Origin of the sequence: Synechococcus sp. H55.8 (genome assembly GCF_047462375.1) — a bacterium.
GTDB lineage: Bacteria > Cyanobacteriota > Cyanobacteriia > Thermostichales > Thermostichaceae > Thermostichus.
This window is the reverse complement of the sequence record NZ_JANSJC010000022.1, coordinates 13103-25546: the sequence shown is the minus strand read 5'-3', so window position 1 is coordinate 25546 and position 12444 is coordinate 13103. Positions and strand designations below refer to the sequence as shown.

14 protein-coding genes are annotated in these 12444 nt (G+C 60.4%); 7 read left to right on the top strand and 7 right to left on the bottom strand.

Features of this window, described 5'->3' with window-relative positions; all coding sequences use genetic code 11:
• The first annotated feature begins 113 nt into the window (after positions 1-113).
• The 3 genes from NW862_RS09860 to NW862_RS09850 all read left to right on the top strand — a co-directional run bounded on the left by NW862_RS09860 (position 114) and on the right by NW862_RS09850 (position 1773).
• Positions 114-566 (top strand): hypothetical protein, encoded by a 453-nt coding sequence (locus NW862_RS09860; RefSeq protein ID WP_414334864.1) that lies wholly within the window; start codon positions 114-116, stop codon positions 564-566.
• On the top strand, positions 535-1149 hold the full coding sequence (aat, locus tag NW862_RS09855; RefSeq protein WP_414334863.1) for a leucyl/phenylalanyl-tRNA--protein transferase: 615 nt from the start codon (positions 535-537) through the stop codon (positions 1147-1149). Before NW862_RS09860 ends, aat begins: the two co-directional genes overlap by 32 nt.
• A 123-nt stretch (positions 1150-1272) precedes the next feature.
• Positions 1273-1773, top strand: a complete 501-nt coding sequence (locus NW862_RS09850) for a low molecular weight protein-tyrosine-phosphatase (RefSeq protein WP_414334862.1) — start codon at positions 1273-1275, stop codon at positions 1771-1773.
• 22 nt (positions 1774-1795) lie between these two features.
• Here the strand turns inward: NW862_RS09850 and nuoK are convergent, their stop codons facing one another.
• From nuoK to NW862_RS09825, 5 genes are all read right to left on the bottom strand, one after another.
• Positions 1796-2101 (bottom strand): NADH-quinone oxidoreductase subunit NuoK, encoded by a 306-nt coding sequence (nuoK, locus tag NW862_RS09845; protein WP_414334879.1) that lies wholly within the window; start codon positions 2099-2101, stop codon positions 1796-1798.
• A gap of 79 nt (positions 2102-2180) precedes the next feature.
• Positions 2181-2789, bottom strand: a complete 609-nt coding sequence (locus NW862_RS09840) for an NADH-quinone oxidoreductase subunit J (RefSeq protein ID WP_414334861.1) — start codon at positions 2787-2789, stop codon at positions 2181-2183.
• Between the two features lie 119 nt (positions 2790-2908).
• Positions 2909-4255, bottom strand: a complete 1347-nt coding sequence (locus tag NW862_RS09835) for a TPM domain-containing protein (protein ID WP_414427139.1) — start codon at positions 4253-4255, stop codon at positions 2909-2911.
• A 267-nt stretch (positions 4256-4522) separates the two neighbouring features.
• On the bottom strand, positions 4523-5350 hold the full coding sequence (locus NW862_RS09830) for a lipoyl protein ligase domain-containing protein (protein WP_414335868.1): 828 nt from the start codon (positions 5348-5350) through the stop codon (positions 4523-4525).
• Positions 5307-5771 carry a YbjN domain-containing protein gene (locus NW862_RS09825; RefSeq protein ID WP_414335869.1) on the bottom strand — a complete coding sequence of 155 codons (465 nt, stop codon included), beginning with the start codon at positions 5769-5771 and terminating at the stop codon, positions 5307-5309. The genes NW862_RS09830 and NW862_RS09825 overlap by 44 nt, the downstream gene beginning before the upstream one ends.
• A 123-nt stretch (positions 5772-5894) precedes the next feature.
• Between NW862_RS09825 and NW862_RS09820 the strand changes: the two genes are divergently transcribed.
• On the top strand, positions 5895-6251 hold the full coding sequence (locus tag NW862_RS09820; RefSeq protein WP_414335870.1) for a 2Fe-2S iron-sulfur cluster-binding protein: 357 nt from the start codon (positions 5895-5897) through the stop codon (positions 6249-6251).
• Between the two features lie 29 nt (positions 6252-6280).
• Positions 6281-7036, top strand: a complete 756-nt coding sequence (locus NW862_RS09815; protein ID WP_414335872.1) for a 5'-methylthioadenosine/adenosylhomocysteine nucleosidase — start codon at positions 6281-6283, stop codon at positions 7034-7036.
• A 47-nt stretch (positions 7037-7083) separates the two neighbouring features.
• Here the strand turns inward: NW862_RS09815 and NW862_RS09810 are convergent, their stop codons facing one another.
• On the bottom strand, positions 7084-8061 hold the full coding sequence (locus NW862_RS09810) for a PspA/IM30 family protein (RefSeq protein ID WP_414335873.1): 978 nt from the start codon (positions 8059-8061) through the stop codon (positions 7084-7086).
• A gap of 481 nt (positions 8062-8542) precedes the next feature.
• The gene (locus NW862_RS09805; protein WP_414335874.1) at positions 8543-9361 is read right to left on the bottom strand and encodes a hypothetical protein; all 819 of its coding nucleotides are present in this window, start codon (positions 9359-9361) and stop codon (positions 8543-8545) included.
• A gap of 114 nt (positions 9362-9475) precedes the next feature.
• Here NW862_RS09805 and NW862_RS09800 point away from each other — a divergent pair, with 114 nt between their 5' ends.
• Both NW862_RS09800 and NW862_RS09795 read left to right on the top strand, forming a co-directional pair.
• Positions 9476-10738, top strand: a complete 1263-nt coding sequence (locus tag NW862_RS09800; RefSeq protein WP_414427138.1) for a class I SAM-dependent methyltransferase — start codon at positions 9476-9478, stop codon at positions 10736-10738.
• A 169-nt stretch (positions 10739-10907) separates the two neighbouring features.
• Positions 10908-12389 carry a hypothetical protein gene (locus NW862_RS09795; protein ID WP_414427137.1) on the top strand — a complete coding sequence of 494 codons (1482 nt, stop codon included), beginning with the start codon at positions 10908-10910 and terminating at the stop codon, positions 12387-12389.
• Positions 12390-12444: the final 55 nt, after the last annotated feature.

Below are 12444 nucleotides of genomic sequence, written 5' to 3'. Positions count from 1 at the left end.
ACTCCTGATTTCGCTACCGGAAAGGACATAGAGTGGAAAGCATAGGCAGTGGCTGTGAGAGTATGGCTCCTTCACAAAGACGGCGCCGGCGACTTCGATTTGGGATCTGGGCCATGGTGGCCATCCTGGCCGGGTTTGTGGGATCCCTGCTGGCGGGATCGGCACAGAAGCTGGGGGCACAGGCACAGCAGGGCCTAACTCAAGCCCAACTGGAGCAGGCTCAATATGTGCGCAGTTGTGGCAGTTGCCACGTGGCGTTGCCCGCCCAAGTGTTGCCCACCGAAACCTGGCGACGGCTGCTACAGGATCCCAGCCACTATGGCCAGCAGATCCAGCCCCTGAGCGGCGTGGCTTTGCAACTGGCCTGGGGTTATTTGCGGCCCAACTCCCGCCCTCTGCGACAAGGAGAACAGGTGCCCTACCGCCTGGCCGATTCTCGCTATTTCCGCGCCTTGCACCTGCAAGTGGAGTTTCCCACTCCTGTGCGGGTCAGTGGCTGCGTGGATTGTCACCCCAAAGTCAATGCGGGAGATTTTGCCAGTCTCTCGCCCCAATGGCAATCTTGAGGGGGCACAAGTGAACCTGGACGCCATTCTGGCCGGATACGCCCAAGGCTACTTCCTGATGGCCGACGAAGAGACGGGATCCCTAGCTTGGTACGGCACCGACCGGCACGCCGTGATCCCGCTCGACGAGCGATTCCACTGCCCCCGTTCGTTGCGGCCTTTGGTGCGCAGCGGTCGTTTCCAGGTGCGGATCAACGACGCTTTTGAGCAGGTGGTAGAAGGCTGTGCCGCTCGTACCCACACCTGGATCAGCCGTGAGCTGAAGCAGATCTACGCAGCTCTGCGCCGGGCCGGCTTTGCCCATAGCTTTGAAACCTGGCAGGGAGACACCCTAGCAGGCGGGATCCTGGGCATTGCCCTGGGGGCAGCGTTCATCGGCGAGTCCATGTTCTACCGCAGGCCCAACGGCTCGAAGGTGGCCCTGGTGAAGCTGGTGGAACACCTGCGGGAGCGGGGATTTCGCCTGTTCGACGCTCAGTTGATGAACCCGCACCTAGCCCGTTTTGGCGCCTTTCTCATGGATGGCCAAGACTACCTGAAGCTGTTGCAGCAGTGCCTGGAGATCCCTTGTCGGTTTGATTGAACCTGGAATTCCAAACACTGCAGCGGCTCCCGGTAGAAAGTGGGATCGGCCCCATTCTAAAGAACCACCAGATGGACATTGTTGTAGGGTTAAGAAGAGCTTTTTACTGCCGTTGAGATTGCCATGAGCCAAAAGCTGCTGTTTGTGTGTCTGGGCAACATCTGCCGTTCTCCTGCTGCCGAAGGGATCACCAACTACTTGCTGCAGAGCAGCGGCCACGAAGAAGCCATTATCTGCGATTCGGCAGGTACAGCCGCCTATCACATCGGCAGTCCCCCAGATCGCCGCATGCAACAAGTTGCCCAGCGCTATGGACTGGAGCTGCACGGCCAAGCCCGGCAAATTCATCCTTTGGATCTGCGGGAGTTCGACCTGATCCTGGCTATGGATCGGCAAAATTATCGCGATATCCTCAGCCTCGATCCCCAGAGAAGATATGCCGACAAGGTGCGCTTAATCTGTAGCTACTGTCGTTCCCACACCGATGAAGAAGTTCCGGATCCCTACTACGGGGGCGAGGCTGGGTTTCACTACGTGATCGAGCTGCTCTGGGATGCCTGCAGCGGCCTGCTGGAATCCTTGATCCCCGGGATCCAATGCCCGCCGCTGCCCAGCCGCACCTGAACGTAATCGATCAAGAAAACAACTACCACCTGAGCAGATTAAAGCTCTCCATGTCGATGGTGGCCCGGTTGCGGTAGATCCCCAACACAATGGCCAAGCCCACTGCCGCCTCGGCAGCCGCCACGGTGATGACGAACACCGAAAACACCTGGCCGCGAATCAAGCTGGAGTCAACAAAGTTGGAGAAGGCCATAAAGTTGAGGTTCACCGCGTTGAGCATCAGCTCAATCGACATCAACACCCGAATGGCGTTGCGACTGACGATCAAGCCGTAGATGCCGATGCAGAAGAGAACTGCCGCGACCACCAAGAAAAACTGCAGTTGCAACATCCCAAGAGGCTCCAGTGGATACAGATGAGAGGGGTGTGAGGAAGACCTTGAGCTGTATGGCCGAGAGCAGACAGCCTTAACGGGTGCTCACCAGCTCTGCTGGGCGTTCCGACTCCGATTCCAGCCGGGGCCGAGCCCGCTCCAGCAAGCTGAGATCCCCTTCTTGGGCTTGGGGGATGACAAACTCTCGACGCGCCAGCACAATGGCCCCGATCAACGCCATCAGCAGCAAAACAGAAGCCAGCTCAAACGGCAACAGATAATCGCTAAAGAAATGCCCGCCAATCACCAGAGCACTGCTCGTGGGCTGGATTGGCTCCAACTGCCAGGGGGTATTCAAGGCCATTGCCGTCAGGAGGGCAAACAGCCCCAAACACACCGCCGCCGTCACCCCATTGCGCAGCCAGCCCAGTTTCAGAGGAGCAAAGGTGTAGCGCCGGTTCACCAACATGATGGCGAACAGGATCAACACATTGACCGCGCCGACGTAGATCAACACTTGGGCGGCAGCCACAAAATCGGCATTCAAGAGAAGGTACAGCCCGGCCATGCTCAGGAAAACGCCCCCCAATAGAAAGCCGGAATAGACGATGTTAGGGGCCCAAACCACTCCCATGGCAAAGCCGATGGCCATCGCCGAGAGCACCCCAAAGGTAACCAGTTGCACGCCTTCTGCAAGGGTCATGGGATCTTCGTCCTTAACAAATCGCTATCGCTGCTCCCTTACCACTCTACTGTCCCGGCGGATTTAAGAGAAGCCCAACTCCCTTGTTCAATCGATAGAGAAATCTCTAGAGTTGGGTCTCACCAACTGCCGCCTGCTCCGTCGCCGTGGCTGCTGCCGCCCCCGAAGTTTCTATCTCGGTCTCTGGTGTCATAATCGCTGTCATCAGGCTCTTGGACTTCAACTTCTCGCTCCGTTCGGTATTGGCAGAGAGGGCAAGTCAAGGTTTCTCGTCTGAAGGTGTAGGGATAGATGTTTCTCCTAATAATCTCGGTTTGGAGATCAAGGGTAAGAGCTTGACACTGAGGGCAATAAAGGTGGCGATAAGATTTATTTTCGCGCACGACCACGGCCATCCCCTGACAGGCGGGGCAAAACCAGCCGTAGTAGCGGGCTCTGCGCCGGCTTTTGGCCAGGCGATGCGCTGGGGGAAGTTGCCCATCGAGAATTTGGGGCTGGATGGGGCGCATGGGCCGACCGCAGCTTTGACACACCACCGGCTGAAACGGGATCCCACGCTTCGAGCCCAAGATGCCGTCGGTGGTCACAACTGCCAGGAAGGGCAGCACCAGTACCAGCCAGTTACCGCTGGCCGACATCAGGAAGAGACCAAGGCAGAGGGAGCCAGAATAGAGAAGCAGGCGAACGGGGTCGCTCTGCAGCGAGGAGAGGACAGCCATTGTCCCCTGCTCTCGGCGTGTCAGCGACAGGACTTTTGCTCCTCCCCGCTCGGCCTTGAGATAGACCGGCAGGCGGGAGCGCTGCCACCCCACCCCTAGGATAATGATCCCCAACAGCAGCAGGATCCCTTCCAGCGAGCTTTGAGCAGCAGCCAGGGATCCCGTTCCAACCGCTCGAGGAACGGCTGCAGTGGAAAGAGAAGTGGAAGCTTGAGAAGCGGCTGAAGGAACCTCGGCAACCGGCTGCCCCTGCAACACTGAGGTTAACTGCCGTACTCCCGCCAAGGTGCCGCCATCGAAATCCCTATTGCGAAACTTGGGCAGGATCTGCTGGTCGATAATCTGCTGAACGCGGCTGTCGGGAAGGATGGTGGCCAAACCCCTGCCGGTTTCAATTTCCACCCGCCGATCCCCTACCGAGATGAGAAACAACACGCCGTTGTTGCGACCGGCCTTGCCAATGCCCCAGTAGTTAAATAGCTGCGTGGTGAACGCTTTCGGCGTGGCATATCCCTGAGTGTTGGGTACCGTCACCACCGCCATCTCGGCACTGGTGCGCTGCTCAAGCTGGGTGAGGAGACGGTTCAGCTCGTTTTCAGTGCTGCTGCTGAGGATGTCGGCGGTGTCGGAAACCCATCCTCCATACTGGCGGCGGGGGTTGGGCACTTGTTCGAGGGTAATTGCCCAAGCAGGCTGCGGGATCCACAGCGATACACTGAGCAAGACTGCCGCCCAAACTTTTGGCATGGCTCACCTGGCTGAGCGCTGCCTTGGTTTTAGCACAGCCCCTTCGGATGGAGATGCATTTGCAACACGGAACTGTCTAGAGGCGTCTTGACAGCGCCTTTACGAGCTCGTTTGTGGACTGCGTAAGAATCCCCCCCTTTAGGCGGTGGGAGTGTCAAGAACGCAACCACTTCCAAAGTTATCCCGAATACCAATGAGACGAACACCCCCTCACCCCTAACCCCTCTCCCAGAGGGAGAGGGGGGAAGTGGATCTTGCCGTTCTCTATCACTCAGGGTCAGCTATCCCCGCCGGATCCTCCCAGTGAAGCGGATCCGGCCAGGTTTCTTCTTGCCATTCCACCTCAAAGCACTCTTGGGCCATTTGGAGAAAATGTTCGATCAGTTCAGGGATCCCCGGCGCTGTGGGGCAAAGGTCGTACACGCCAATCACCTGAGAGCCGGGCAGGTATCGTTCCCACAGCTCGAAATTGGGCCGCAACAGCAGGGATCCCTGTTGCAGGATCCCCCAGGGTTGCCACAGTTGGGCGTTGCCCATCAGCTTTTTGCCCTGCCAGCTCAGATCGGCGCGGGTACGGGCGGCGAAGCAACTGACTTTGTTGTGGTAGCCCGGGTCTGGGGTTAGGCGGTTCTGGCCAGCAGGTCGGTCGTGAGCAGAAACGCGTGGATCCACCGCAATGCCCAGCGCCGCCAGGCCCTCTACCCAAAAGCGGCAGCAGAAGTCGTACACGCAGGCCCGCTGCAAACGGGGCAGCCGACGTTGGAGGTAAGAAAGGGGCAGCACCAAGCTGTAGGTCAGCTCCGCTGCCTCTTCAGCCGCCTGGTGCAACACCGCCCGTCCGCCGGTGGGCCGGCGCACCACTGGGATCCCTGGCGCTGAATCGGGCCAGGCCTGGTGCCGCCCTAGGGAGAGGGTGAGCCGATCCCAGCCGTAGAAGCGCAAACAGGGCCTGGGAGCATGGCGCAGCCGCTGCAAAAGCCAGGCATCTTGTTCCATCTGCCAGCCGCCAGGAGCCACGCGATAGGGCAGCCAAGCTCCCTGGGATCCCATCTCAAGTGGGGGGAAACTCTGCTCGCAGCGGCTCGTCGTATTCATCGGCCAGGCTGGCGACAATGGTGACGGCCCGCGAGATCTCGCCCGCACTGATCCCCTCGAGAGTGCGGTAGTGGTTGAGGACTACTTGGTTATTCCAGATGCAAAAACGGGCTTCCAGCGTGTCGCTCCAATTTTTCTCCAGCAGCTTCTGCATGAGCTTAGCCGGCTCCGCCACCGGCAGAGAGAGAACGGGAGACCACACCAACAGAGTATCTTCGGGGGATTCGCCGCTCAGGTGGACGAACACTTCCGCAGTGCCGTAGGTGAATTTCCAGGTGTGACCCTGCTCGTGGTTCTCGTAGGCGGCATCTTCCTTGAGGCTGGAAACCACCGCCGAGACGACCTCAACATAGCGAACAGGTTCCTCCAACACCGGAAAAACCTCTGGAGAACGGTCAATGAGCGGCTCGCTGTAGGCCATGATCTTTCCCCTACTCCCTGTCTAACCACCTTAACTATACTGCCTAGCCCTCCCACCTACCTGCCATGCTGCCGGATCCGGCTCAGGCCAGAATAGGACTGTTCGCGGTTAGGAAGGTTGCCTATGCCCCAGATTGACGTTCAAGGACGCACCCTCACTTGTGAGGCGGGCGCCAACCTGCGCCAGGTGCTGCTGCAAGCCGGGATCCCGCTCTACAACCCGCCGGCTCATATCCTCAACTGCCGCGGTCTGGGCACCTGTGGCACCTGTGCCGTACAGATCGAAGGGGCTGTTTCCCCCATGGGCTGGCGAGAACGGGCCCGCCTGTCTTTGCCACCCCACCAACTCCCGTCCACTGCGGCGGCCCAGGGCGGCAACGGGCTGCGCTTGGCCTGTCAGGTGCAGGTGCTGGGAGATCTCAAAGTCACCAAATGGCCGGGCCTGTGGGGACACCGGATCCCGCCCGCCTCTCAAACCTAAGGATTCTAAAAAAACCTGAGGGAAGCCCTATGGAAGCTCCATCCCACCCCTCCCAAAAGGCTGTCGGCATTGTGGGAGCCCTGCCGGAAGAAGTGGCCATGCTCACCCAAGCAATGGAGATCCATTCTGTCCATACCCATCTGGGGCGGCAGTTCCATCAGGGATCCCTGGCCGGACAACCGGTGGTGGCGGTTCAAGGAGGGGTGGGCAAGGTGCGGGCGGCAACTACGGCAGCCCTGTTGGTGGCCCACTTCCCTTTGCGGGGCATCATCTTTACCGGCGTGGCCGGGGCCTTGGCCGATCACCTACAGATGGGAGATGTGGTGCTGGCCCACACTGCCATCGAGCACGATTTCGGCACCGGACGGCCCGAAGGCTTTGTCCTGGGGATCGACTTTATTCCCGAGCTGCGCCACCCCCTGGCTGAGGCCGACAGTGCCCTCTACGACTTAATCGTGGCCCACCCGGAGCGGATCCCTCTCCACCCTCTGCAAGGTCGGGATCCCATCATTTATCAAGGCTTGGTGGCCACCGGCGATGTGTTCGTGGCCGACGCCAACCTGCGCCGCCAAATCCGCGAGCGCACCGGGGCTCTGGTGGTGGAGATGGAAGGGGCGGCTGTGGTGCGGGTGGCACAAGAAGCCGGGATCCCTTGTCTGCTGGTGCGCTCGGTCAGCGATGCAGGAGACGACGCCGATTTCTTGAGCTTCTTTCAGACGGCGGCGCTCAATTCGGCGGCAATCGTCCACACGGTTCTGCAAAGCCTGCCCCAGACCTTGCTGTAGCCCGGCTGGACAGAGCAGAGGAGGAGTTGGGCTTGGCCGCGCTCACGTCAGTTGTTCATCTCCCGCTCCAGCTTGGCCATCGCGATCTGGCTTTCCAAGCGGGAAATGCCCTCGCGGATAGCTGTCGCCTGGGCCTCAACCTCGTCCAGGGAGCGACGAACCGCCTCTGCGGCACTCATGTGTTGGTTCCGCTGCACCAAAGCCTGGCGCGCCAGTTCGTCCTGGTCATGTTGGCTGGCCTTCTCGGCTCTGACAAACCAATCCTCAGCCTTTTGCAGCAGTTGATCGTACTGCCGTTCCAGTTGTTTGCAGCTGGCCAGCGTTGTGGCCAGGCTGCGCCGCAGTTGTTTCAGATCCCGCTCCATCTGGCGGATGCTCGCGTTTTTCTGGCGAGGCTTTTTCCACAACACTTTGCTCAGGCCCACCATCACCACTGCTGTGGCAATGCCCACGCCCGCTGCCGCTGCCGGGTTTTCCCGCAGGAAGGAGCCGTCCAAAACGTTGGATCCCGCAAAGGCCGAGGTTTGCGCGGCTGTCTCCCGAAACTCCCAGGGCATCACCGGATTGCGTTGCTGCCAAAAACCTCGGCGCGCCGCCTGGGCCAATTCTTGAGCTTCCAGGTAGCGCTCCCGGTTGGCCCCGTACAAAAAGCGCTCGTAAACCGCCGCCTGCCCCTGGCGCAACATCTCCAAATTCACCAAGCCCTCAGAGTTGTACACCTGGGCAATGTGCAGCCCTTCCGGCGTGACGTAGAGGGTATCCACCTGCACCAGGGATCCCGGCGGCAGCAGGCTTTGCAAAGCCTCTTGTGAGAGCCGCCCCCAGCGTCCCTGCGTCAGCTCCGGCGCATCCACATAGGCAAGGCGAAAACGGGTGGGCCTGCCGTTCAAGTCTGCCCAAAAGGTGTCCCCATCCACCACCGACCGTACTCGCGCTGTCGCGGAAGATTGGGCCGCTGCAGGGAGGACAAACCAAGTGCCCGAAAGGACAGCCGCCGTCATCAGGAGAGAAGTTCTTGAGGCCATGGGGATCACTCCTATTGTGCAGAACAACAAAAGTTAAGAAATAATAAGAAATGGGGAGGCTGCGGGAACCCGCCAAAAGCCTGAGGCGTCTTCGCAGACTGGCAGAAGCAAATGGGCTGCTGCTTCCTCGGAAAGAGGCGCCAGAGCCAATAACTCACCCGCGTCAGAGAAAGCAACTTCTCCGACGCGGAGCTTGCCCTTCTGCAAAAGTCGGCTCCCAGGATGAGAATTTGGGTTAGAGTCTAGCTCACCTCTTGGGGCAACGTCACAACCCTAGATGGCAATCTTTGTCCAGTTAGCTTAAAGAGTTTCCCTGACTGGTTCCCGCCGCGGGTGGCACGGTGGCAGCACGCTGAGACCTCTGTACCAACAAGTCTGGGAAGCGTGAAGCCCGTACGCTATCGGTTCGCGCAGCGTGCTGTAAGCCATGTTGTGTTGACTCAACGAAGATGAGGGTCGGGAGTGCGTCACTGGATTGGAATCACAGGCGCAAGCGGTAGGGCTCTTCCTCAAGTCCACTGGGCAGAGGCGGCGGGAGAATCTCGATCTCGCCCGTGGGCAACGTGCGCAGCACCGTCCCCAATTGGGTCAGTTGTTCCAGAACAAACTGGCGGGTATCCCGGTCGCTGGTGGCGTTAAACACGCTTAGCCAGACATCGAAGCGGGAGCGGCGGCTGAGGGGGCTGCGGGCGATGTTGTCCCCCAGTTGGCGAAAATCGTCACCGGGCAAGCCCACCTGTTCCCGCCAGGCGGCGGCTTGGTAGTAGTCGCGGCGGCCCGCTTCCGCATCCCCCAAAAACATGAAGTTGATCAGGGCGCGATCCACGTAGAGCCGCCAGGCATCGGGGTTGTTTTGGGGGTTAAACTGCTGCAGGCCGCGATCCAAAATCTCGACGGCTTTTTCCGGCTGGCCAGCCCGATAGGCCAACACCAAGCTGGAGAGGCGGTAGCCTAAGAAGAAATTGGGATCCAGCCGCAGCATGTGGTCGAAGTACTCGTAGGCAAGGCCGTAGCCGGTTTGGGCGCGAGCAGGGGCGTCGCCGTAGTACTGGATCAGCTCCAGCCACAGCCAGGAGGCGCCCAGGTTGCGGTAGCCCAGCCAGCCCAGGGTGGTGGCCAGGGCAATGTTGCGGTTTTTGCGGGCCTCGGCATTTTCCAGGGCCTCTAGATTGATTCGCTCCAGCATCGGCACCTGCAGCCGTACCACCAGGATCCCGCACAGCAGCGCCCCGCCCACGGCGGCCAGGGTGCCTGTCAGGGAGAAACGGGAGCGGCGACGGGGCAAAGCAGCAGCAGTCATGGCCAGTTCTCAGCAGATCTCTATTGCTCGGCAGCGCCGCCGCGACCAGCGGCTAGACTCAATCATAGCGATGGCCTTGCTTCTCTCGATCTCCCTTGCACTTTTCCCCTGCCGATGACCAGATCTGCTCTCTCGGCTGCAGACCGGGCCCTCAGCCTCTACGAGGCCCTGCCCTACCCCAATGTGCCCCTCTCCCAGTCGGCCCGCAATGCCTTGGGGGAGATGTTCAAGATGAGCTATACCACCGCCCAGTACCTGCGCACCCACATGCTCGTCCCGTCAGAGGGCAAGGTGATGCTTAACGCCGGCTGTGGCTCCGGCTGGGAGACGCTGATGATGGCGGAGGCCAATCCGGGCGCCCAGATTGTGGCTTGTGATCTGTCGCCGGCTTCCGTCAAGCTCACCGAGGAACGCCTGCGCCGCCACGGCTTCACCGATGTCCAGTGCTACGTCCTCAACGTGCTGGAGCTGGATCGCCTGGGGATCCAGTTCGATTTCATCAGCCTGAACGACGTTCTGTATTTGTTGGCGGATCCCACTGAGGGCTTGCGGGCGATGAAAAAGGTTCTCAAGCCCGAGGGCATTATTCGCGCCAATCTCCACAGCCGCCGCCAACGCCAGGTGTTTCTCCGCCTGCAGGAAGCTTTGCAAAAGGTGGGGCAATTCGACGTCCCGCCAGCAGTAGGCGCCAAGAACGTGCGGGAATTCATGGGATCCCTGCAGGAAGAGGTGGCCAAGGCAGTGCTGTGGAACCCGGCCAACTATACCGAAGACGCCGCCATCCTGAACAACTATCTGCTTGCCAACGACAAGGGATTTACGATCCCCGAGGTGTTTGGCATGTTGCAGCAGGCAGGGTTGGGCTTTTTAAGCCTGGTGGATATGCCCGACTGGTCGGTGGAGTCTCTCTTTAAGCAAGTGCCGGAGTTTGTGCGGCAACGGCTGGAAACCCTCAGCGTTATGGAGCGGCTGCACCTCTACGAGCTGATCCGGCCTGCCCATCGCCTCATCGACTTTTGGGCCGAGCACGCCGGCTCTTCCCTGGTGCTGCCTTGGACGGATGCGGATTGGCTGACGGGATCCGTGCAGTTTAACCCCCTGCTGATGGACAATACCCGCTTCCACCAGGAGTACAACAAGGCCCTGCAAGAGAACCGCCCCTACGAAATGCAGTGGACAGGGGCCACCCACGGGCGGATCAGCATCCCTGCCGAGAAGGTGAGATGGCTGGCTCCGCTGCTGCAGGGGCCGACTCCGGTGGCAGAGCTGATTCAACGGGTCGTCGAGCTGGGATCCCTGACGAAAGAACAGGCAACCGACGAGGTGTTGACCTTCCTGACGGCGTTGGAAGACTTTCTCTTTGTCATGCTGCAGTAGAGCCGTTTACCCGTTCCCGCTCCAGCCCAGCTCCCCTCTCCCTCTGGGAGAGGGGCTGGGGGTGAGGGCAGTCTCCCTCTGGGAGAGGGGGCGGGGGTGAGGGCAGTGGCCCCAAGCGCCTGAAAGGTGCCTTAATCTGGTTTGAGATGTCGAGAACTGTACGACCCGGATGCCTGCCTGGCCGGCACGTCGTTTCTATGCAGCTCTGCAGCGAGGGCTGACCCAGCCCTTGGATCGCTGGGTAGCCGGGATCACCCTCTGCAACTTGGCGATTGGGGTGATCTTATTTTTGCTGGGCAACCATACGGCCCCCTATGTGCGGGATTTCAACTGGCAACAGCAGCGGGTGGGATCCCAGGAACTGCAGATGGTGCTGACCTTCAACCGCCCTATGGATGCGGACAGCGTTGCGGCCAACCTGGAGATCCAGCCGCCTCTGCCGGGCCGGATGCACAAGCTGGGCCGCCGCTTTTTTTGGACCCTGACAGAGCCGGCCCCCTACGGCCAGACCTACCGGCTGCGCCTAAAGGCCGCCGTGGATGAGCGGGGCCAGCCCATGGTGCGACCTTTTGAGGGGGAGTTTCGCACGCCGGATCGGCAGTTGTTGGGGATCGGCACGGAAGCAGACCAACGGGGGCGGCTGTTCCTCTTTAACCTGGAGACGGGATCCACCACGTTGCTGACGCCAGCCGGGCTGAAGGTCACTCAAATGCAGCCCAGCGCCGATGGCCGCTTTGTCTACTACTTTGCCACCACCACCAGCCTACAACACCAGGATCTGTACCGCCTGGATCTGGAGGATCAGTCTTCCCAGTTGCTGCTGGATCACCAGGGCTACCAAAACCTGCGCTTCCAGGTCTCGCCGACGGGGGAGCTGGTGGTAGCGGAGCGGATCCCCCTGCAACGGGATCCCCTCGCCCCTGTCCAGACGGAGCTGTGGGTCCAGAAAAGGAGACAGGATCCCTTTGAGCGTCTGGAGCTGGACACGGCTTTGGGGGGAGACTTTTTCATCAGCCCTGATGAGAGCAGCTTGCTCATCTCCCAGGGGCAAGGGGTGGGGATTGTGCCCCTGCACCCGCGGGCGGCAGCGGAGAGCTTTTTGGCCCAGTTCGGCCAAACCTTGGCCATCCGTCCCGACGGGGCTTTCGGGGCTTTGCTGCGCTTCAATCCCGACTACACCCGCAGCCTCTTTATCGTCAGCAATACCGGCACCAGCGAGGAGATTTGGGTAACCGAGGGATCCGTAACCAAGGGAGCCTTTTCTCCCGGCGCACCCGTCTTTTACGGCTTGGTCAGCGAGGCCGAGTTTGTTGGTGAGGGCGCGTTGGAATCTCTGGCCTACACCGAGTCCCCCCGCTTGCTGGCAGTGGTGTTCGGCAGCGGGAGGGCGGGCAAGACCATAGAGGTGGCGCGGGCCGACTACCCCTTTGAGCTGGACTTCAGCCTTTCTCCGGACGGACGCCTGTTGGCCTACACGCTTTTGCAGCCCTTGCAAGAGGAGATTCCGGATCCCTGGGCCCCCCTCAGCCGCACTGGGCAAGCGATCCGCAGCGGGCAAGTGTGGCTGGTGGACTTGCAAGATGGACTGCCGCTCCCCAACAGCCACCGCCGCCTGGCGCTGGGCAGCAGCGCCCTGGCCTGGATCCCTTAGGCCAAGCAGGAGAGGCCACCTGGGGAGCAAACCTGCCTAGAATCAAAACAGTGTG

Excerpts from the sequence above, each read along its gene's own strand:
- NW862_RS09860 (WP_414334864.1), top strand. The coding sequence starts at position 114 with ATGGTGGCCATCCTGGCCGGGTTTGTGGGATCCCTGCTGGCGGGATCG.
- NW862_RS09850 (WP_414334862.1), top strand. The coding sequence starts at position 1,273 with ATGAGCCAAAAGCTGCTGTTTGTGTGTCTGGGCAACATCTGCCGTTCT.
- NW862_RS09840 (WP_414334861.1), bottom strand. The coding sequence starts at position 2,789 with ATGACCCTTGCAGAAGGCGTGCAACTGGTTACCTTTGGGGTGCTCTCG.
- NW862_RS09835 (WP_414427139.1), bottom strand. The coding sequence starts at position 4,255 with ATGCCAAAAGTTTGGGCGGCAGTCTTGCTCAGTGTATCGCTGTGGATC.
- NW862_RS09830 (WP_414335868.1), bottom strand. The coding sequence starts at position 5,350 with ATGAATACGACGAGCCGCTGCGAGCAGAGTTTCCCCCCACTTGAGATG.
- NW862_RS09825 (WP_414335869.1), bottom strand. The coding sequence starts at position 5,771 with ATGGCCTACAGCGAGCCGCTCATTGACCGTTCTCCAGAGGTTTTTCCG.
- NW862_RS09820 (WP_414335870.1), top strand. The coding sequence starts at position 5,895 with ATGCCCCAGATTGACGTTCAAGGACGCACCCTCACTTGTGAGGCGGGC.
- NW862_RS09815 (WP_414335872.1), top strand. The coding sequence starts at position 6,281 with ATGGAAGCTCCATCCCACCCCTCCCAAAAGGCTGTCGGCATTGTGGGA.
- NW862_RS09810 (WP_414335873.1), bottom strand. The coding sequence starts at position 8,061 with ATGGCCTCAAGAACTTCTCTCCTGATGACGGCGGCTGTCCTTTCGGGC.
- NW862_RS09805 (WP_414335874.1), bottom strand. The coding sequence starts at position 9,361 with ATGACTGCTGCTGCTTTGCCCCGTCGCCGCTCCCGTTTCTCCCTGACA.
- NW862_RS09800 (WP_414427138.1), top strand. The coding sequence starts at position 9,476 with ATGACCAGATCTGCTCTCTCGGCTGCAGACCGGGCCCTCAGCCTCTAC.
- NW862_RS09795 (WP_414427137.1), top strand. The coding sequence starts at position 10,908 with ATGCCTGCCTGGCCGGCACGTCGTTTCTATGCAGCTCTGCAGCGAGGG.